The sequence below is a fragment of the Streptomyces sp. NPDC058534 genome (assembly GCF_042717365.1).
In the GTDB taxonomy this organism is placed as follows: domain Bacteria; phylum Actinomycetota; class Actinomycetes; order Streptomycetales; family Streptomycetaceae; genus Streptomyces.
Map to the genome: position 1 here is coordinate 1 of NZ_JBHXNW010000015.1, position 20,823 is coordinate 20,823.

12 protein-coding genes are annotated in these 20,823 nt (G+C 67.6%); 4 read left to right on the top strand and 8 right to left on the bottom strand.

Annotation, left to right across the window (positions count from 1 at the left end; genetic code table 11):
- Positions 1–294 precede the first annotated feature (294 nt).
- Positions 295–507, bottom strand: coding sequence for a DUF397 domain-containing protein (locus ACFWR9_RS11885; protein WP_383839370.1), 213 nt, complete (start codon positions 505–507; stop codon positions 295–297).
- Entirely contained in the window at positions 504–1,352 is an 849-nt protein-coding gene (locus tag ACFWR9_RS11890; protein ID WP_383839373.1) for a helix-turn-helix domain-containing protein, read from the bottom strand. The genes ACFWR9_RS11885 and ACFWR9_RS11890 overlap by 4 nt, the downstream gene beginning before the upstream one ends.
- A gap of 155 nt (positions 1,353–1,507) precedes the next feature.
- Here ACFWR9_RS11890 and ACFWR9_RS11895 point away from each other — a divergent pair, with 155 nt between their 5' ends.
- Positions 1,508–2,170 (top strand): ATP-binding protein, encoded by a 663-nt coding sequence (locus tag ACFWR9_RS11895; RefSeq protein WP_383839376.1) that lies wholly within the window; start codon positions 1,508–1,510, stop codon positions 2,168–2,170.
- Between the two features lie 6 nt (positions 2,171–2,176).
- Here ACFWR9_RS11895 and drmB read toward each other — a convergent pair whose 3' ends face one another.
- The 4 genes from drmB to ACFWR9_RS11915 are packed head-to-tail and all read right to left on the bottom strand — an operon-like array spanning position 2,177 to position 13,963.
- On the bottom strand, positions 2,177–4,045 hold the full coding sequence (gene drmB / locus ACFWR9_RS11900) for a DrmB family protein (protein ID WP_383839379.1): 1,869 nt from the start codon (positions 4,043–4,045) through the stop codon (positions 2,177–2,179).
- Entirely contained in the window at positions 4,042–7,296 is a 3,255-nt protein-coding gene (locus tag ACFWR9_RS11905) for a helicase-related protein (RefSeq protein ID WP_383839383.1), read from the bottom strand. Before ACFWR9_RS11905 ends, drmB begins: the two co-directional genes overlap by 4 nt.
- Positions 7,293–9,209 (bottom strand): UvrD-helicase domain-containing protein, encoded by a 1,917-nt coding sequence (locus ACFWR9_RS11910; protein ID WP_383839386.1) that lies wholly within the window; start codon positions 9,207–9,209, stop codon positions 7,293–7,295. The genes ACFWR9_RS11905 and ACFWR9_RS11910 overlap by 4 nt, the downstream gene beginning before the upstream one ends.
- Complete coding sequence (locus ACFWR9_RS11915) at positions 9,206–13,963, bottom strand: DEAD/DEAH box helicase (RefSeq protein ID WP_383839389.1); 4,758 nt, start codon at positions 13,961–13,963, stop codon at positions 9,206–9,208. Before ACFWR9_RS11915 ends, ACFWR9_RS11910 begins: the two co-directional genes overlap by 4 nt.
- A 552-nt stretch (positions 13,964–14,515) precedes the next feature.
- On the opposite strand from ACFWR9_RS11915, the gene ACFWR9_RS11920 reads away from it, so the two are divergent.
- From ACFWR9_RS11920 to ACFWR9_RS11930, 3 genes are read left to right on the top strand one after another with little or no spacing between them, the layout of a single operon-like run.
- Positions 14,516–16,645 carry a helix-turn-helix domain-containing protein gene (locus tag ACFWR9_RS11920; RefSeq protein ID WP_383839697.1) on the top strand — a complete coding sequence of 710 codons (2,130 nt, stop codon included), beginning with the start codon at positions 14,516–14,518 and terminating at the stop codon, positions 16,643–16,645.
- Complete coding sequence (locus tag ACFWR9_RS11925; protein WP_383839392.1) at positions 16,642–17,634, top strand: hypothetical protein; 993 nt, start codon at positions 16,642–16,644, stop codon at positions 17,632–17,634. The genes ACFWR9_RS11920 and ACFWR9_RS11925 overlap by 4 nt, the downstream gene beginning before the upstream one ends.
- Positions 17,631–18,503, top strand: coding sequence for a DUF6339 family protein (locus ACFWR9_RS11930; RefSeq protein WP_383839395.1), 873 nt, complete (start codon positions 17,631–17,633; stop codon positions 18,501–18,503). The genes ACFWR9_RS11925 and ACFWR9_RS11930 overlap by 4 nt, the downstream gene beginning before the upstream one ends.
- A 40-nt stretch (positions 18,504–18,543) precedes the next feature.
- Here ACFWR9_RS11930 and ACFWR9_RS11935 read toward each other — a convergent pair whose 3' ends face one another.
- Both ACFWR9_RS11935 and ACFWR9_RS11940 read right to left on the bottom strand, forming a co-directional pair.
- Positions 18,544–19,752, bottom strand: coding sequence for a DNA cytosine methyltransferase (locus ACFWR9_RS11935; protein ID WP_383839398.1), 1,209 nt, complete (start codon positions 19,750–19,752; stop codon positions 18,544–18,546).
- Between the two features lie 97 nt (positions 19,753–19,849).
- Positions 19,850–20,821 (bottom strand): DNA cytosine methyltransferase, encoded by a 972-nt coding sequence (locus ACFWR9_RS11940; protein WP_383839401.1) that lies wholly within the window; start codon positions 20,819–20,821, stop codon positions 19,850–19,852.
- Between the last annotated feature and the right edge of the window lie 2 nt (positions 20,822–20,823).

The following is a 20,823-nucleotide window of genomic DNA, read 5'->3' on the forward strand; positions in this document are numbered from 1 at the left end:
GGTCGGCCTCCGTGGAACCCTCCAGTGCGCGCTGCAGATCGGTCTCGAAGGCCTCCTTGTCGCCGGGGAATCCATGACCGGCGAGCAGGGCGGCTCTTATGTCACCGATGGTCCGCAGGGGCAGCGGCGCCGGAATGCCGGTCTCGACGTACTGTGCGCTCACGATCATCTGCTCCTTGCTCTCCTCTGTGCTATGTGGAGTGTCCTACAGGTCGGTGCCGGACGCAGGCTCCGCCCATCGCGGCGCCACGATATCGGTGCGTGACCGTGCTGCCTCAGGCAAAGGGGTCACCCTCAGCCCCGACGCACTGCCCGCGTGAAGGCATGCCAAGCGGCGGCGCCGACAGACGTCATGAGGGAGTCGCCGATCTTCGTGTCGCGCACGAATATCCGATCACCCCCGGCAGCGCACTCGACGCATTCGCCTCCCGCGCCGTTGCTGTAGGACGACCTGATCCAAGCGAGCGACGATCCTTTGCGGTCGAGGCCATCGCGATCGGTGTTCACCGTGTCGACTCCTTCATCACGCTGTTGATCAGCTGCATGGTGCGCCGTGGGCTCAGGGCCGCCGCCCGCAACTCGTCGAAGGCCCTGTTGTACTCCCGGATGTGAGGTTCGCCCTCCAGGTACATCGCATCGGTGATGCCGTCCCGATACACGACGTCCGGGTCCTCCGGGTCCGGGAAGCCCAGCACGGTGAACGGGCCCGTGGTCGGACAGGTGCCGGCGTCGAACGGCAGCACTTGGAGTGTCACACTCGGCCGCTGCACGGCCTCCAACACGTGTTCCAGTTGGGCTCGCATCAGCTCGCGATCCCCTATGACTCTTCGTACCGCTCCTTCGCTCACGACGAACCAGCAGTCGGGAGCATCGGGTGAGCTGATCATCGACTGCCGCTCCAGGCGCACTCGCACCGCCCGATCGATGTCCTCGGGCGGCATGTAGGAGCCGCACGTGTGGAGTTCGCGGGCGTACGGCTCCGTCTGCAACAGGCCGGGCAGCACCTCGCACTGGTACTGACGCAGGGTGGAGGCATCCTGTTCGAGACCGATGTAGATGGAGAACCATTCGGGCACACCCGAGCCGTGGACCTGCCACCAGCTGCGTGTCTTGGCCTGCCGAGCCAGCGACTTCAGAAACTCGCGCAGTTCTTCGGTGGTCTCGTAGAAGCGACACAGAGCATCGACATCGGACGGTTGAACTCTCCCGCTGCCGGTCTCCATTCGATTGACCTTGGAACCGCTCCAGTCCAGCGCCGCCCCGACCTGGGCGCAGGTCAAGGCGTTCCTCTCCCGAAGCTTCTTCAGCTCGATGGAGAGCCTTCGGCGACGTGCCGTTGGCGAACCGGCCATTCGAACCTCCCACGTGACGAACGGAGTTCAGTGTCCTTGCCAAGCGCATCGGACGACAATCACCCGATGGTGGGATTCTCTGCGTGCACATTGCACGACGGGATTTGTGCCGGCCATCCTGGAGAGGAAGACCGGTAGCGACGAAAGGTCCGGAAGTGACCCCGAACGCGATCATGGTGCGATCCCCGTACGTCGTGGAGTTCACCGCTCTGGAGGAGGAGGTTGCGGCGCTCAGACGCGAAGTGCGGGCGTGTCTGGACGACTGGGGACTCCGACACCTCGTGGACCAGGCTCAACTCTGCGTGAGCGAGCTGGTGGCCAATGTCATCAGTCACGTCGGAGTCGGAACCCCGACCACTCTGTCCGTACTGATGAACGGCACGTTCCTGCGCATCGAGGTGCGGGACCCGGACTCCCGGGCCCTGCCGACGCTCGTCGCCGCGGATGTCGAGTCGGAGGGCGGCCGAGGCATGGCGCTCGTCGCGGCCGTCACCGATCGCTGGGGCGTCAGCCTCCTCGGCGACGGCAAGGTGACCTGGTGCGAGATCGCCACGGGGCCGACCTCGCCGGGAGAGCACGACGGCGGGCCTCGGGTGATCCGCACCGAGGCGATGCACGGTCTCTACGGAATCGTGGGAGAGGAGCAGGTCGGACGAAGCCTCGGCCTGGTGGGCGCGCTGAAGGGAGAAGAGGCCGCGATCCACATCATCGCCGACCTCCTTCACTGGCTCAGCGCACACGGACGCGACGTGGACGAAGTACTGGACCGGGCCCAGGTGCGCTTCGAGACCGAAGCGACCCGGGCCTCCTGGGGCTGAGCCGTGTCAGAGCACGAGTGCGTGGGCGAAGAAGCCCAGGTCGGGATTTTCGGGGGTGCCCACCAGCAGTGCCCGGTCGAGCAGGCCGTTGCCGTGCTCGCAGCTGGTCTCGGGCAGCAGGACGCACGCGTGGCAGGCAGCACGGTTGATGCCGTTCGCGCCACCCGTCTCCGTCTCCATGCACAGGGGGTCGGCGGAGCACCACTGCGCACGACGCAGGGCGGAAAGCAGGGTGTTGGCCAGTCGCCGGGGCTCGCCCTGCGCGACCAGTCCGCCGAGACTTCCGGCGGAGTCGCTGGTCGCCGTGTAGATCAGGGATCCGGCCATGGTGTCGTCGGCGTAGAGCCGCTCGCGGAGGGAAGCCGCCGGGTATCCGGCCTCCAGACTCCACTCGTTGATGAGTATGTGCGACAGCGTGTGCAGCAGCACCATGCGGGGTGTCGCGGGCGAGGTGGGCGCCTCCGCGGGATCGACGGCCCGTTCCCTCAACACTCGGTCGTGATAGGTGCGCATCTGCTCGACACGTTCAGCGACCGCTTCCGAATCCGCCCAGGCGTCCAGTCGTTCCTCGTCGAGGCGCACGAAAACCCCTTCGCCGTGCACCTCCATCGCCGGGAGCCAGTCGGTCGGCGTCAGGGACAACGGGGCCTCGTGGCCTTCCACGCTCGCCTCCGGGTCCGCGATGCGGGTGAACGCCTTGAGCGCCCGCACCTCACGCAGACGCTTGACCAGCATCGGCCGGCCCACGCCGAAGGGTGCGAGGGCCGCCGCGTCCGAGACCGGAGGCTCACAGACGAACTGCTCCTCGCGCCCCTTGTCCCGCAGAGCGTTGCCCGCGCAGAGGCGCTCGTACTCCTGGAGGCGCAACGCCTGGTAGCGGCTCATCCCAGCCGCGTCCGACTCCGACTCCTGCGCGGGATCCTCCTCCTGCTCGGCCGCCAACAGATTCATGACGGCGTCGACCGGGACGGAGTGGTCGCCCGGGAACGCGCCCTTGAGGTAGATCTCGATCTCCACACGGGAGGAGTACGCACGCAGGTTGTCCCAGTGCTTCGAGAGCTTGGCGGCCAGACCGTCGCTCCACGGGGGGATGGACAGGGCCGACTTCAGCACCGGTTGCCAGACCGACGACGAACCGCGCTGGAGCGTACGCGGCGTCTGCGTGCAGAACTCGGCGGGCGCGTCCTTGAGCCACGGCCGCCTGCCCTCGCAGCGCACCCCGAGGTTGAACAGTTCCAAGCGGCGGAAGGCGCCTTCCATGGATGCCTCCGGCACACCACACGTGCACGAGACGAGGACAGAGCGCAGCGAAGCGCTCTGGCCGGAGAAGCGCATGCTCATCCGCCCACCGCAGAGCCCGGTCGCGCCCTCGTCCCGGTTCTTGCGGTGCAGCCACTTCCAGTAGGGAAAGTCGTCGAGATGACCGTCCTCGCAGGCCATGACGAAGCGGGACGGGACCAGCGGCTCGTCGTCGCAGTCCGTGCAGACGTTCTTCCCGGGAGGCGGATTGAAGCCTCGCACATGCTGCAGGGACTGGCACGACGGGCACGAGTGCCAGAGCGGGAAACGGCGGACGCGTACACCGTCCTTGCTGGTGTCCTCGGAGGCCGGCGGCAGTCGGAAGTGGCGCACGCCCAGCACGTGGGCCAGACGGTGCTCGTGGATGATCGGTGCTTCGTCGAGGGTCCAGCTCCGGTGGGCGTCGTCGATGCCGGAGACGACGAACGACTCGTTGTCGACCGCGACGAGCGATCCCACGCCGTACGTGGTGATCATCTGCGAACGGCGAACGGACCCACGACGGGGAAGAGCGAGACGCGGTGCGGCCGAGTCGCCGTCGGAGCGACGACGGCGCCGCGCGGGGGGTGGGGTCATCGGGAAGCCTCCAGGAAGAGAGCGGACTCGGCGTCGACGTCGCGCAGGCTCCACATGGTGGGCCAGGCGTCGCCCTCGGACTCGTCGTCGTACGGTTTGAGGAGTGCGGGAGTGGGGTTGCCACGGCGGGGTTCGTACAACAGCCCGCCGTACGCGCTCGCCTCGCTCTGCCACCAGTCGACGAACTCGTCGAACGCGTCGGACGTGTCCTGCAGCTCGCCCCCGTCGATTCCGGAGACTCGACTTGTCAGCAGTGGCTTGATCTCCGACTTCAGTCGGTCCACGTACGCGTCGATCCGACCGGCCGCGTCGTTCTCGCGGGCTTCGGGAATGAGGATGCGGGCCAGGGCCACGACCACGGCGTGCAGACCCCGGTCGCGGGACCGGGCGGAGAACGGTGTGACCGATGTCGATTCCACCTCGCGGTACAGCGCGGAGTGGAAGTGCAGGAAGCCCTCGTAGTGCGAGCGGTCACGAGGACGCATGCTGTTGAGCATCACGGCGACGAGTCCCGGATGGGCACGCCCCACGCGGCTGGTGGCCTGGATGTACTCGGCCGTGGTCTGGGGCTGGCCCATGACAGCCATCAGGCCGAGGCGGTCGATGTCGACGCCGACAGCGATCATGTTGGTGGCCAGGAGGACGTCACGGACGTCGGGACTCGGGTAGCGCTTCTCGATCTCCTTGAGCCGGGCGGGGATCAGGCTCGCGTCGACCCGACTGGTCAGCTCCGAGTAGCGGTTGGAGGGGCGTACCGGCGTGCCGTCACGGTCGGCGAGGAGACGCAGATAGTCCTCGACGTCGTCGTTCACCTGGAGTTCGGCGGCCGACAGCAGGCGGAGGCTGTTGAAGTAGCCGACCAGGGTCCAGTACGCGTCCCGGACCTGGTCGCTCGTCTCCGTACGCATGGCCTGGTGCAGCAGGGCGGCGTAGGTACGGATGAGAAGGGTCGACTGGCTGGTCCCCGGGGCGAGCAGGCCGATGTAGCGGCGGCTGGCCTTTTCCGAGGGATCGGTCTCCACCGCGAACCAGGAGTCACGGGCGTCCAGGCCGGCCGGGGGAAACTGACGCACGTCCCGGTCGAAGAGGTTGCGTCCCTGCTCGGAGGCCCGGCGGATGGTCGCAGTGGAGGCGATCACCTTCGGCTGGTCGGCGAGTGCGTCGACGGCTGTCTCGTACAGACCGGTCAGCGTGCCGAGCGGGCCCGAGATCAGGTGGAGCTCGTCCTGGACGATCAGCTCGGGAGGCGGAGTGGGGTCCTTGGAGCGGTCCCGGTTGAACAGCGCGGCCGTCTCCTTGCGCCACGGCATGGAGGCGAACTTGTCGACCGTCGCGATGACCAGCGTCGGGCGGGCCTTGTAGACGGTCTGGTCGACCAAGTGCACAGGGAGGCCGGAGGCGAAGTCGCAGTCGGTGTTCGGACAGCACACGTCCATGCGCTCGTCGTCCTCGTCCACCGTGTAGTCGTGGGCGTCCATGGCCGTGCCGCACCAGGGACACGCATGGAGCTGCACCGGGTTCTCGGTCTGCAGGCTCTGCCCTCCACGCAGCTTGTCCAGCTTCCCGGCGGCCGTCTTGAGGTCGTTCGGCGTCGCCGACTTGCCGACCCACATGCCGATCGAGATGACGTCGTCGCCCAGACGGTCGGGGGCGGCCAGCCGCATCTTCTCCATGGCACAGATGAGGATCGTGGCGCGTTCGAACTGCTGCAGGGTGAGCAGGCGCAGCGTGTAGCGCATGAGCACGGTGACGCCGCCGCCGGCGGTCTTCTTGCGCAACCGGCGCAGAAACGTGGTGAAGGCGATCAGTCCGAGATAGGCCTCGGTCTTGCCACCACCGGTGGGAAACCACAGCAGGTCCGAGATGCCGCGATCGGCGTGGTTCGCATCCTCGATGCCGGACAGGCACAGCAGGATGAAGGCGATCTGGAACGGTCGCCAGCGCTGCTTGGCCATGTCGGGAGTGCCCTCACGACCGCCCTTCACCCAAGCGCTGCGTGCCCGCTGCTCCGCCATGGCCCGGTTGGCCAGCCTGAAGGCTTCCATGACCTCCGGCTTGTCCGTCAGGACACGGATGCCCTCACGCATCCGACCGAGGGCCTCACGGCAGGCGTCGAGTTGGGCGAGCGCGGCCTTCTCGTACGTGGTCCCGGAGAGGGCCGCGGCCTCCGACGCCTTGGCCTCGATCCACTGCTCGTATCCGCGGGCCAGTCCGCGCAAGGCGTCGAGCACCTCGGCTTCGGGGGCCTCGGCGAGGCCGAGCATGCCGAGTGCGGAACCGCAGAGCTTGTCGATCTCCGGATTGGAGTCGGTCAACAGCACCTCGTGCGTGGGCACGAACTCGGAGCGAACCTCTGTGACACCCGCACGCTCTATGTCGGTCAGCCCGATCGGTGGCGGTGTCCAGTCCCAGTCGGCGGCGCAGCCGTGCCCCACCGCGAAGGTGGGGGCGTGACGGTACAGCAAACGACTTGTCGCCAGCTCCGAGTCGACGGCGGACACCTTGGCGGGACGTTCGACGAAGGCGGAACCGCCGTTGCTCGCCCGAATCCGCAGACCGGGCTGGAACAGGGCGAACGCGTCCTGGAGTTCCCGCTCGCCCACCGTGTGCTTGTTGATCAGTGTGACGGTGACGGTCACGGTGCCGGAGGACACGTCGATCGGCCGCACGAGAACGTGCAACTCCACTCCGTCGGCGAGAGCGGGAGCGGGAGCGACTACACCGGGTGCCGTGATGTCAACGGTCTCGCTCGGCAGCTCCAGTTCCCGGCGCCGCCAGTTCTCGCGTTGATCGTTGGTGGATCGCGCCTCCGCTCGTCGGGCGGACACGGGGCGACCGTCGGCGTCCACGGGGTCGTACACGGCGGCTCGTGCGGAGATCACGATCTCAGGGCTGATCTCGGGTGCCACGGCGAAGGTGAGACCCATGGTGGAAGGACGTCGGTCGGCCGAGGCCGGTGGCCTGTCGGAGCCCTCGGCCGCCTCCGTGTCGTCCTTGCCGAGCAGCGGGACCTCGTCCAGCCCCTCCTGCTCGGCGGCGTCCTCCCGCACCCGCAGGCGAGCCTCCTGGCCGGCGGCTCTCGGGTAGAGCACACCGATCGGATAGCGCGTGATCGGGGCGTCCTGGGTGAGAACCTCGACCGGGTCGTCCCTCGCCTCGACATCGGGTCCGAGGAGCTCGCGGCGCAGCCCGCCCACCAGTTCCTTACGGACCCGGTAGTGCTCGGCATGCCGGCTCTCTTCGTTCGTCATCCTTGCTCCTCCCCGGCGGCGCGTTCGCCGCGTCGATATCTTCCGATTCCGGTGATGCGAGGGGCGATCCACACACCGTTGCCGCCGAGTCCGGCATTGGCCCCCGCCGCCGTACTGCCCGCGACCGTCTCCAGCGTGTCCACCCGCAGGCCGAGGATCTCCGCGGGCCAGGTCACGTCCCACGAACGCGAGACCATCTCCACGGCGTGGAGGTCCCGACGGAAGCGTTCGGATGCCTCCCCGACGATTCGATCGCGGTGGACCAGGTCGTACGGCGGGCTCTGGTCGGGCCCCGCGGGGAACGGATGACGCCTTCGGAGCGTCATCGCATCGCCGGGACGGACGTGTTCCAGCAGATAGGTCTGAGTCTCGGCGGCGGACGTGTCCGCGTCGTGCGGGACAGGCGGCGTCTCGCGGTGCGTGTCGCCGGGCAGCGCCTGGATGCCGTAGCGCTGGTACTTCTTCCAGCCCCCCAGGTACCAGCGGCCGGTGGGACGGTGGCGTCTTACACGGGAGGTGTCAGGGCCGGCCACGTGGTACAGATCCTCGCGGGTCCGGGTCATCGCCACGTAGAGAGCCCGTGCCTCGGCGGGTACGTCGAGATCGGCGTGGACCTTCTGCAACTCGGCGACGGAGGGCGGACAGAGTAACAGCACCCGGTCGTACTCCAGGCCCTTGGCCCGGTGGACCGTCGAGACGGTCAATCGAGCCGTCTCCGGGTCGCCCAACTCGTCGGGGAACCGCCCTTCGGCCACCAGACGCCGTACGGCGGCAACGTCGACGAGGCCGCGTCCGGTCCGTCGGGTCGCGGCACGCAGCGACCGCCAACATCGGTCGGGATCCGAGGCGGGAGGCAACGGGATCTCCGTGAGCAGCTCCAGAAAGCGGGACTCGGTGAGTGTCAGGGACTCCGCCCGGCGAAGCAGCTCGGCGACCCAGTACGGAACCGGTCTGTCCCGCAACGAGCGTTTCAACGTGTGCTCTATCCCGTGCTCGTACAGGAGCTCCGAGACGGCGAGGGCCTCGCGATTGTCGCGAGTCAGGATCGCGCAGGTCTCGGGGTACGCCCGTAGGGCCTCCAGCGCGAAGTCACCGGTCAGGCCACCCAAATCGGGCAGGTCGAGAAGCCGGTCGCGAAGCTCGGAGTGGAGCGTGGTGGCCTCTGCCTGCCGGCCGTCCTCGGTGGCGCCCAGGTTCTGCAGACGGGAGCCGACGACGAGGGCGGTACGCGCTTCCGCGGTCGTCGCCCGGAAGTTCCGGGTCAGACCGAGTTCGACGAGGTCGTCGTAGGACAGGCGCAGCCACGCGAAGAAGCGGTCGGTCTCCCCGGCCCGCTCCTTCGGGTCGGTGATCTGAAAGCCGTAGATGCCCTGGGCCGAGTCGCCGACGACGGTGAACCCGCACGAACGCTGGAAACGGTCGAGCAGTGTCTCCACGAGGTCCCGACGGTCGCTCACCAGGTCCTGCGCCTCGTCGATCACCACGTGCGAGGGAGCCCCCGTCTCGCCGGCCTCCACCGCGCCCTTCTCGATCGCGTCCGTGGCCGCGCGGATCCGTTCGTCGAAGCTCCGAGCCGCCCATTCCCCGTCGGGGTAGGCCTGCACGAGCAGCTGGTACGCCCAGGAGTCGAAGGTCTGGACGCGCACCCTGCGGGCTCGTTCTCCGTGCCGTGAGATGCGGTCCCGCAGCTCACGGACCGCCGCGCGGGAGAAACTCAGGACGAGGATTTGGCCCGCCTCCAGCGCCTCTTCGGGATCGTCGTGCCCCACCAGGGCGTCGAGGCGCCGGACGACCGTGTGCGTCTTGCCGGAGCCCGCCCCCGCCGTGACCAGCAGGCGAGTGTCCCAGGGGAGGTCGACCACGGCCCGCTGCTCGTCGGTGAGCGGAGGACTGTCGCCGTAGGGGTCGGTCACTTGCTGCTCCACAGGTGCTCGAACTGGGTGAAGGCGAGGGCGGTGTCGAAGTTCTGGATGTTGTCGCGGACGTTGAGGATCAGGCAGGTCTCCTTGCCGCCATTGAGCGTTCCTCGCAGTCCGCGCCCGATCATCTGCTGGTAGACGTTGGGGCTGTACACGGGGCGGGCGACGACGACGGCCCGGGTGGCGGGGGCGTCGAAACCCTGAGTGAGCACGCCGTAGTTGGTCAGTACGCGGATTCGTCCCGCTCGGAAGTCGTCGATGCGCCGACGACGGTCGTTGGGCGACGTGGTCGAGTCGACGGCGGAGGCCGTGATCCGCAGGTCGCGGAGCTTCGCGGCCAGGACCTTGGCGTGGTCGACCGACGTGGCGAAGACCAGCACCGGCCAGTCCTTCGGCATGTCCGAGATCTCCGCGATGATGCGGGTGTTGCGGTCGTGGTCGTCGGCCAGACGCTGTTCGGCCGCCCTGGACAGGATGCTGAGCTGTTCGGCCCGTTCCTTCTCCTCACTGGTCAGGGTGATCGTGCCGCCCTGCAGCAGTCGGTGCTCGACCTGCGCGAGCATGCCGAGCCTCTGCAGTTCGGCGTACGCGTCGCCGTCGGAGAAGACTCCCTCGTCCAGACGCCGACCCCCGAAGCGGTTGATCAGGCGGCGCGTCTCGACCTGGTTGGTGTTGCGGAACGGTGTGGCCGTGAGCCCGAGCAGGTGACGATCGGTGCGGGCGGCCGTCAGACCGAGGTGCGCAAGGATCTCGGTGTACCGAGGAGTGATGGCGGTGTGCGCCTCGTCGACGATGACCAGGGCGGCGCTCCGCAACCAGGCATAGGCGTCGGCGGCGAGACAGTTGGGCTGCTGGAGCTTCGCGTCCGTGGCGACGACCAGTTGCGGGCGGTCGGTGACCGGGCCGGCCTCGTTCGAGGACCACAGTCGGTTGATCGCCAGCGGTGTTTCGGCGCCGACCTTCTCCCACACGAACTTCCAGCTCTGCACGGCCTGTTCGCACAGTTCCTCGGTCTGGGCGATCCAAAGGATGGGTCCGTCGAGACGACCCACCTGCTTCACCCAACGGATCACGGCCTCGGCGGTGACCCGCGTCTTGCCCGCACCGGTCGGCAGGGACAGCATGCCGCGCTGCGGGACCATCCGGTCCAGCATGGTGAAGACGTTGGCGGCCAGCCGTTCCTGGTAGTCGTGCAGGCGAGGAAAGTGGCGCGGTCCGTCCACGTCGATGCGTGGGTCCAGGGACGGCGTCCGAAAGCCTGCGTAGGCGTCCGGGAAGCCGTACTCCGCCACGAACGCCACTGCGCTGGAAGCACCCGTGAAGGACGCCGGGGCATGGCTGGGGTAGCGGCCCTGCAGGTCGCGGGCGTGCACCTGCAGAACGCTGTCCCCGTGTGCGTTGACCGCCATCTGCGCGATGCGCAGGCCGTCGGGCTCGACGTCGCCGTTCTCCGCACGCTCTCCGTCCATCAGGCCGGCCGGAAGGCGGTCCCGCAGGGCCTCCGATCCCAACAGCAGCAGGAGTTTGTCCACCACGTCGTCGGCCTGGCGCACGGCCTTCAGCGTGCTCTTGACCTTCTGGTCCTCCTCCTGACGCTGCTGGGCCGCGAGGACCTGCCTGCAACCGGCGGCACCCATGCGCCAACGCAGCTCCCGGTCGACGGCCATCAGGGCTTCGAGAGCGTCGGCCGGTTCCAGCACGAGGACCGTGGAACCCTGCAGGCTGCTGTTCAGCGTCGTGGGGTGCATGCCGTTCGGGGTGCGCTTCACCTCTTCGAGGACCCTGCAACGCTGCAGTGAGTACTGCTCCACCTTCGAGCCGTGAAGCTGTCGCAGGGTGGGGTAGACCTCGCTGAGCGGCATCGGCTCGCCCGCGGGCTCGTGTCGGGTATCGCGGCTGATCACATCGGCGTACGGAAGCATCCCCCACTGCTTCACCAGCAGTGCCGCGTCTTCCGACGATGCGGCCAGCAGGGTCGGCAGTCCTTCGGAGCGCAGCTCCCGGTACTCGTTCTGCGACGCGGCGACGGCGATCTCGCCGTCCGGTCGTGTGCCCCATTCGTCACCGATGCGGCACCTGGTGAGCGAGTCGTCGGGGAAGGGGACCTCGAGACGCGTCAGCAGCACGTAGGTGTTGCCGACGAACGCGTCGTCCTCGCTGTGCTGGAGCTTGTCCAGGAGCTGTTTCCAGAACGAGTCGGGCACTTCCTCGATGTTCGTGGCGAGGCGGAGCTTGCGTGCCTTCTCGGCGCTGATCGCCGCGACCGGCAGCATGTCGCTGTAGGCGACGAGCTGGGGACCGACCGCCTCGTGCAGAGGGCGGATGCCCTGCGATGTCGGGACGCGACCGTGGCGCTTGAGCATCCAGCGTATCGGTGAGGCCACCGCCCTGCGGGTGGCTACCTGGGCGCCGACCTGGAGTGTCCAGTTGTCGACGAGGGCCTCCTCGGGCAGCGTTCCGAGGAACTTGGCCCTCGCCTCGTCCGACAGCTGGGGCAGCAGATGCAGGGGGCCGCCGATCGCGGCACCCTCCAACTTCATGCGGGCGAGGGTGGGACGGGACGCCTGGTTGGGCAGGGTCCCGCAGTAGGCCTTGTGCATGGTCTCGCGGTACTGCTCGAACCACGGCTCGCCCTCGGGGCGGTGGCCTCCCGTCGGGCGGTTGCTCAGCCCGACCTCGCGGAAGAAGGCCATGTCGTCGGAGTGGAATCGGGTGTCCACGGTGACCGAGGGGTCCGACTCCGGTGTCACGACGGGGCCGGACAGCATGCAGTCGCGCATCGCCCGGTAGCTGCCGCCCGCAGTGCGCACGTGCAGCGTCGACGACGGGTTGGTCACGCGCCGGATCACCTCGTGCGAGAGCTGGCTGCTGCCGGCCTGGTGGAACAGTTCCCAGAACCGGGTCCACTCCTGGGGCCCGTACGGCGCGAAGCCCTGATCCAGGACGCTGACGAAGCGACCCCGTACGTCGGCGTCCCGGATGCCGAGAACGGCGAGGGCGCTCGCGAGCGACGGGTCCTCGGACAGGGCCGTGTCGACATACACGAGGGACTCGCGCAGGCCGTCCTGGTCGGTGCGTCGGAACACTTTGCCGACCACCGGCGCCACCATGCCGTGCTCTTCCGTCAGCACGGTCCGAGCGGCACGGGCCTCGTCCGCGTAAGGAGACGCCGACTGGACCATGTCGGCGACGATACGGATGGCTGTCGCAGACGCGCCGGCACTACCGTCGGCGACCAGGGCCTCCAACCACTCGCGCACCGAGGCACGTTCACGCTTGGACGTCTTGAGGACATGCTCCACCTTGCCGGAGCGCAACGTGTTGGCCTCCACGGACGGGTGGAGCCAGTCTGCGGGTCGACCGGAGTACGAGTTCCACAGGTTCAGCCAACGGAGCAGCGACTGGTTGTCCTTGCCGAGCGACGGGTGGATCCGCAGGTCGCGGGGAACCCGCAGTATGCCGTCCTGGTCGGGCAGCGACGGACGGTGGGCCGTGGCTCCCCAGATCTGCTCGGTGAGGTAGCGGTCCGCCCAACTGACGGTCTCCGATTCACGCGGGCGTCCGGGGAGGAGAGTGAGGTACGCGGCCGGGTCCTCGGCGGGGGCCAGCTTCGGCAGCGACTCGACCACCAGCCGGGCCGCGACACGGATCATCTCCTGGTTGAACGGTGAGGAGTCCAGCAGGTTCTGTCGGTCCTCGTTGGTCTTCCAGGCTCCGTTGAGGATGCCGCTCAGCGTCATCTCGTACTTGGTCGGGAAGAACGACCAGAACCGCCCCCGGCCCCGGGGCGAGGACAGAAGCCCAGCAGCATCCTTCTCGTACTCCGGCACGGCCCACGAGAGGTCGAGGGAGACGCGGTCGTGCAGCTCACCCGCGCCGGCACGGGCCTCGACGGTGGGCTCGTGCGTGAGGGTGAACACGCGCCACCGGCCGGCCGAGGGGGTCCTGCCGGTGCGCTCCTCGTGGACGACGTGCTGCTCCCGCTCCCGCTCGACGGTGAGAGTGCGTCGCACGACGGGGCGCGGACGACGATCCTCAAGGATCACCTTGGCCACGTGTGGCGAGAAGAGCTGGAACCCGACCGGAAACTCCTCTCGACCACCGGTCGACTGTCCGCCGTGCATGTCCTGGCCGAGCCGTTCGGCGGCGCCGTCGAGTAACGGCAGGCGGACGACCGTGGTCGCCCAGTCCAGGAGTTCGTCGAGTACGCGGTCGGCGGATCGCTCCGCGGCCACGTCCAGCGGGCGTGCCATGCGTAGCACCGGGGCCTCGAACTCCTCCCCGAGTCGGGCCCCGACCTCGGGAACGGAGCGGATCTGGGCATACGCCCACTCCCGGTCGAACCCGAAGGATCCGGTCCGGCTGAAGAACTGCGGGGCATCGGTCACCACGAGCACGGACTTCACGCCGACCCCGAAGCGCCCGATCTGCCCACCGCGTTTCCGCGACATGCTCATCCGGAGAATCGTCTCGGCCCCTTCCGGGGTGACCGGCGTTCCTTCGTTCGCGCAGTAGAGATGGGTGTCCGTCAAGACGACGTGATTACGACCACCGGGCTCCGCCGCGATCTCGTCCGCAGCGTTCTGCACGAGCTCGAAGAGCTGCCGATCACCGTATCCACCCTGGGTGATCCGCCTTTCTCCGTTTGCGTGCTCCGGAATGAGACCGGGGTCCACCGCGTATGTCTGAAGAACGCGCGAGGACTGCTCGACCACGGTTTTGAGCACGGGGGTCAGTTCGGGATGCACTGGACTCCGATCCGAGGTGATGGGGCCTGGGTGTCAAGGTGATGCGGGTGGCAACACGCGCAGTTGATCAAACGGACGCGGTTGCAATGACGACGGTTGCGGCGGTGCACGTGCCGCTCCCGAGGAAACTACTGGTCAATTCGAACAAGGTGTTCCGAGGCGGCGAGAATCACGAGAACGAGGGACGGGGGTGGGGCGCGAGGAAAGGTGAGCCCTGCGTGCCACTGCTTGTGATGCCGCCGTCGAGCGCATAAGGAGAATGGCGGCACACCTCTACCAAAAACGTCGAAGAATGGATTCTTCTGAGACGGGTGGGGCCGCGAAAATGACCGTACCCGGCTGTTTCGAGGGGGCGCAAGGGGGTTCGATGATGAATTCGCGAGCAATAAATCGGACGGAACGGACTTTTGGTGCCTGATCCAACCGGTGAGTCCTGGGTTGGGGTCGGGGCGTGTCAAAGGTCGTTTGACAGGTTACCGGCTGTCAAACGGCAGCGGGTAGGGTGGGTCTGCTGTCCGACGCAAGCGGACCAAGACCCGAGAGCAGGTGACCGTGGACGCAGGTGAGGACTTCGGTCCATGGCTGGCGCGGCAGTTGAAGCTCGCCGACATGACGCAGACCGAACTGGCCCAGGAGGTGGAAGTGACACGCGCGGCGGTCTCCGCGTGGATCACCGGGCGCGCCGCCCCTCGGCCCGAGACCATCGAACGTATCGCGCTCGCGCTGAACACCGACCTGGCCACGGTTCACACCCGTACGACGGACACTCAGGCCGGCCTCCCCGTCGGTTGGTACCACCGCCCCGGTCACGCCGACGGCGGTCGCGAGCTGGGCAACGCCGCCGCGTTCGCCTTCGAAGCCGATGTCGAAGTGCTGGCTCGGGAAACCTGCCAGAACAGCCTGGACGAGCGCCTCACCGCCAACGGACAGCCCGTGCGGGTGCGTTACACCCTGCACGAACTCACCGGTGAGAAGCTCGCGCGGTTCCGGCAGGCGATCCAGTGGGACGACCTCTTTCCGCACTACGAGGTGGCTGCCACCCAGGACCAGAAGGTCGGCCGGGTCATCGACGCCGGGCTGCGCGACATGTACGACCACGACCGTCTCGTGCTGCTGCGAGTGGACGACTACAACGCCGCGGGCCTGACAGGTGACGACTACGAGGACGGTCGCTTCGCGGCAGTGGTGCGACGGCAGCTCGACAGCCACAAGTCCGGCAAGTCGGCGGGTGGTTCGTACGGCTTGGGCAAGGCGACCCTGTGGGCCACGAGTCGGCTCGGACTGGTTCTCATCAACTCCACGTTGTCGGAACCGCACGAGGGCCGCACCGAGCGTCGCCTCGTCGGTCGGCTCGACCTGCCGTGGCGGCGCGTCGGCGATCGGGCGTGGGCGGGGCCGGCCTGGTTGGGACGGCCCGACCCCGACTCCCCGGGGGCCGCGGTGGCCCGGTCCTGGTGGGCGGACGAGGAGACCGTCGAATCGCTTCATCTCACCCGGGAGAGCGGCGAGCCCGGAACGTCGTTCCTCATCGTGGGTGCACACGACGTGGCCGGTCTCGTCGATGCGAGTCGGGTGTCCGAGGACGACGAGGCCGGTGACGACTTCAGCATCCAGGGGATGCACCGGAGACTGGTCCAGGCTCTGGGCCGGAACTTCTGGGCCGCGATGACGGGTGGCGGTGACCGACTGCCGTTGTTGGAGGCCTCCGTGCGCACCCTGCGCAACGGCGGCGTGGTCGTTCCCGAGGAACGTGTAGACCCCACCGTGACCCAACCGTCCCGCACGCGGGCGTTGAAGGCGTTCCTGGACGGCACGACCGTCGATCAACTCACGGAGTCCGGCCAGGTCGTGGCCACCACCGTTCCCATGAGTGTTCCGGTCGCAGGGGGCGCAAGAGGTTCTACGGGAGAGCACCGCGCCGTACTCCTGGTGACCGATGCCGAGGACATGGACGGAAGGCCCAACCGCGTCGTGGCGATGCGTGGCAACCGCATGACGGTGAGGGACGCCGCCGTTCCCGGGCTTTCCCTGTCCGTCAACCCCTTCCAGGCCGTGCTGTTGGCCGGTGAGGCCGCGGGGCCGCGAGCTCCGTACGCGGCCGAGGCGGACGTGTTCCTGCGGGCCGCCGAGCCTCCGGAGCACAACAAGTGGGGCCAGACCGAGGAGCTGACCCTCACCTACTCGCCCTCGGCCTACCGGCGGATCGCCACTCTCACCCGAGAGACCAACGCGGCGATCAAACAGTTGGTGTCCCGCCCCAAGAAGAAGCCGAAGGCGGGCGGAGGACGTCTGGCCCCGAAGCTGACCGTCGGCACGAGGACGAAGCGGGCCCGTCTGTCGGCAGCGACCCTGCCGGTGCTGGAGGAACTGGACGCCCAGGTGCTCGACGGTGGAGCCTGGCAGGTGACCGGGGAGATCAGGATCCCCGCCGGGGGCCACGTCTGGAGGCTTGCCCCGGTGGCCAAGTTCGAGGTGCGTTCCGGCCCCCGGCCCACCATCGCGTGGGCCGAGATCGTGGGGGTGGACAACTGCGAGGTCGTGGACGACACACTGCGCTTCGCCGAGAAGGCCCGTTCCGCGACGTTCCGTGGTGTGACCGACCCGACGACACACGCCGTAAGAACGAGTCTGAGTGGCCTCGTGGTTGAACTGCGTGCTGTCGAAGGAGAGGTGTCGTCGTGAAGGCTTTCCCGTATCCGCGCCTGCGTGGCACGGTTTCCCTGCGCGTGGACGCGGCGAGGGTCAAGGCGCCCGAACAGCCTCGTGAACAACTCGACTCCCGCGCCCGCTCCGTGGTCGAGCGGGTCGTCGCGCTAGGCCTGGCGGAGACGGAGGACTGGGAGACGGCCACACTGACGATTTCGGCGACGATCCCCTCCAAGGCCACGGAACCGGGAAGCCCCTGGTCGGAGGTGGTGGCGGTCGCGGTGCTCACGGACAGGACCACGAACACCCGGGTCACGGCGAAACTCGCTGCGGAGACGGAGGGCGGTCGTGAATGGCGTGGCGACCTCCAGGTGCTACGCGCCGACGTCTTCGAGCGAGCCACACTGACGGTCCAGGTCGTCGCGACGGTCGAGGGCGTGCCCGGACGGATCGTCGCGGAGGCGGCGGACGACTGGGTCGTCGACACCAGGGGCGACATCCCGACACGTGAACAGAGCTTCGACATCAAGGAAGTGGGTTTCGCGAAGGGCCCACAGTGGCTGCGGAACTTCGTCGACGCTCCATGGATCGTGAACGCGTCGGGAAGACTGCCCACTGTGCACATCAATACCGACTTCGAGGGCATCACCGACGTCCTGAGCGCCGAGGGGCGCGGGCCCGAGGGCCTGGTCAACGAACTCATGGTGTCCCAGATGGCCGCCGACGTGTGGATCGCCGTGTTCCACTCGGCTATCGGCGATCTGGAGATCGAGGACGACGGCACGCCGTTGTTCCCGCACGGTTGGCAGGGTGAGGTGCTCAGGGAGATGCTGCCGGACGTGGTGCCGGACCGGTCACTCGAGGACGCCTTGCGCGAGGTGCACCGCCGGCGTGTGGGCGTGATGGGCTGGACCGAACTGCAGCCGCGTGTTCAGTACGCGGCCATGCGCAGGGCCGAGGTGCCCAGGGCGCTCTCGGAGACCGTACGCGGCCTGAACAAGCTCAAGCGTGAGGACGAGGTGTGACGGAGAGGCCCGACCATCTGCCCGAGTATCTGGCTCGGCTCGCGGACGAGAACGCGGCGAGGTTCATCGCCGACGGGTTGCTGTCCGGCAAGGACAATGTCCCGGCGATCACTCTCAACCAGACGACCGAACCGCTGCCGGAGAGCCCGCGGATGCGACTTCGCGCCGTTCGGGACCTGATCGACGACGCGATGTACATCTACCGGGATGACAGGCCGACGCAGGCCGATGCCTGGCTCGCGCCACGGTTGCACGCGATTCTTCGCCTGACCCGTGAAGAGGCCGCGGACGCCGCGTTGTGGAATTACGTGGCACTCGGTGTGGCCCCCGACTTCGTCGTGTGGCGGCACTTCTCGGAGAACAAGAGGTCCGTCAACGCACGGTATTTCAAGGGGCCTCACCACAAGCAGGCCTTCGCCCGGCTCTGGTGGTCGGCGGAGCTTTTCAGAAACGGGACCGACTACGAACCTGTCGTGGCCGCCTGCGGTAACCAGGACATGTTGAACACGGTTCTGCGGCTGGACGTGATCGACCACAGGCCGACGGCCCAGGCATTGGTCCGAATGTTGCGGCGGGACGTCGTTCGGACCGGGAGGGAGGCGAACGCGTTGGGCAAGGCCGTCAACGCTGCGGCCGCGACTTTGATGTACGACGTGATCGCGCCGGACGCGGAGCGGGACGCCGGGGCGCTACGAAGATGGATCGACGAGGCGGAAGAGGGGCACTCCGTGCATCACCGCCCCCTTCCCCTCGGCCCCACCGAGGAGCCCGCCCCCGAGGAGTCCGTGGGGCGCCTGACCGCCCTCTTCGTGGATCTGTTCGCCGACGCGCGAGTACGCGGACAGGAGGAGGACGCGGAGGAGGAGTGATCCGGACCGCCTCGGCCGTCTCGTTCGCGGACAACAGACCCTAGGGCTGAGAAGGGCGCCAGGTCTTGAGCGTCCTGATGGCTTGCTCTCTGCGCTCCTCGCCCAGTTCCAGTGCTGTGCACAGGATGTGTACGCCCAGCAGGGGCGGGATCGCGTTACCGATTTGCTGTGCGACATCCGTGCCGCGCCAGGGGTACTCGGCCGGGAAGGTTTGCAGCAGGCCTGCTTCGCGAAAACTGAAACGGTCCTGTTCCGGACCCAGCTCCGGTTCACCGTCCCGGTCGTACCCCTTGAGGTCGAAGACCGTGTTGCGGCGAACCTTGCCGGTGATGGTGGCCGCCGGCGCGTCGGAGACGCGAAGCCCTCGCTTCTTGGGGTCTCCGCCCGAGCCGTAATTGGAACGTACGACGAAGTCCGAGGCGCGCGATTCCTTGAGCGCGTCTCCCATGGAGACCCACGGTCCGACCGAGGGCGGGGTCTGGGAACCAAAGAGGGAGTTCTGCTGCAGTGCGTTCGTGGTACCCGTGATCCGCTCCACGGGGAGACGCGTCGCTCCCTTTCGGTAGCGCTGATGTGTGAGGGGCGGGAACTCCAGACTCCGGCCTCTTCCGCTTCCTCGGTAACGGGCGATCAATACCGCGCGGCGACGCGTCTGTGGTACCCCGTACTCCTCGGTGTGCAGCAGATCGCACTCCGCGTCGTACCCAAGGTCGCGAAGGATCTCGCGGTACTTCTTCCACACTGGAAAAACGGTGGGAACCTGCTCCAACACCACCACTTCGTAGGGATCGGACTTGAGCCTCTTCTCGACGATCCACCGCAGAGGTTGGAGTACGAGGCCTGTGCGCTCGTCGGCCCATTCCAGGTCGACGGCTCTCCGTTCCACTTCCGCCCAGGACTTCTCCAGCGCCCCGACGGTCTTGCTGCTGCCCACCAGCTCGGCCAGGTCCACAACCTCGTCGAGGGCTTTGTGGCCCTCGCGGTTACCCGCCACCGAATACGTCTGACAGGGCGGGCCACCGGCCAGGACGCGGGCTGAGCGAACCTCGGGATCGAGTGGGTTCACCTTCGCCACGTCGCCGACCGCGGTAGTGCGAAGGTGGGCGGCATCCCGCGTCGCGCGGGTCGACTTCTCCCACTCCACACCAATTGCGGGCACTCCGAGCACCTCCGCGGCGATGTCCAGGCCGCCCGGGCCCGCGAAGAGGTCAACGATCACCGGTGCGTCCTGATGTGGTGCTCGGGTCATGAGGTGGAAGTGTAGCCGGCCGGCAGCCATGTGCGCGGTTTGTACCAGGCACCCGCTCGATGGTCCGCGGCTTCTTTGTGACCTGCGGATTCGTCGTTCAGGGGCGCAGTGTGCGGGCGATGGCCAAACCGAGCGCTTCCCCCACCGGCGGAGGAGAGGCGTGGCCGATCTGCCGGTACCGGACTGTTTTCCGACCGGCGATCTCCCAGTCCTTGGGGAAGGACTGAAGAAGCGCTGCCTGGTCGACGGTGATCTTCTTCAACGGAGATCCGGAGTTGTCCGACTCCTGAGTGCCGTCCGGGCCGGGCACCTCGTCGCTCAGCGAGACGGCGTTGACGCCCATGCGGGCCCAGGCCTTTTTGGTGCCGCTCGGACCCAGGTCGGCACCGCCGCGATTCTCCGAGCCGCCCACGAGGGTTGGTGCGACGCGGTTCGCCTGCTGTGCCCATTCATCGGCCCCGGTCCATCCGCGTTCTGACATCGACGAGCGCAGGGCTTCACCCACGGTGACGTGTTTGCCCACGGTGGTCTCCGGTGCGCGGAACCGGTCGGCGAACGGATCTTTGAGGGCCACCATCACTCCCTGCCGTCGATCTTGCGGGACCCCGAAATCAGCGGCGTTGACGATGAACCAGTGAAATCCGTAGCCGAGGTGCAGAAGCTCACCTCGGATGAAGTCGCGTACCTCGTCGAAGGCGGTGCCGTTCACCAGTTCTGGGACGTTCTCGATCAGAAGAGCGCGCGGTCGAACCGCGTGCGCCAGATAAATGGTTGCCTTGAGGAGTTTGAGTTCCTGCCCTGTTTCTGCCCGTTTCGTCGTCGCAGACGACCTTACCCGTGGCAGGCCGGCCGACAGAAGGTCTACGTCGTAGCTCACCTGGTGCTCGATAGGGTCGAAATCCAGGAGATCCATTTCGAGAACGTTCCACGACGGTCTGTTGTGTCGGAGGGTCTCGCATGCCTGCTTGTTGCTGTCCAAGAGGAGCACGGGGTCAAAGCCCGCTTGCTCCAGACCCAGCGCAAGACCTCCCGCACCGGAGCACACGTCGACCGAAGTCAGCCTCTTCAATG

Coding starts and splice junctions, on each gene's coding strand:
- ACFWR9_RS11935 (WP_383839398.1), bottom strand. CDS start 19,752: ATGACCCGAGCACCACATCAGGACGCACCGGTGATCGTTGACCTCTTC.
- drmB (WP_383839379.1), bottom strand. CDS start 4,045: ATGACCCCACCCCCCGCGCGGCGCCGTCGTCGCTCCGACGGCGACTCG.
- ACFWR9_RS11905 (WP_383839383.1), bottom strand. CDS start 7,296: ATGACGAACGAAGAGAGCCGGCATGCCGAGCACTACCGGGTCCGTAAG.
- ACFWR9_RS11890 (WP_383839373.1), bottom strand. CDS start 1,352: ATGGCCGGTTCGCCAACGGCACGTCGCCGAAGGCTCTCCATCGAGCTG.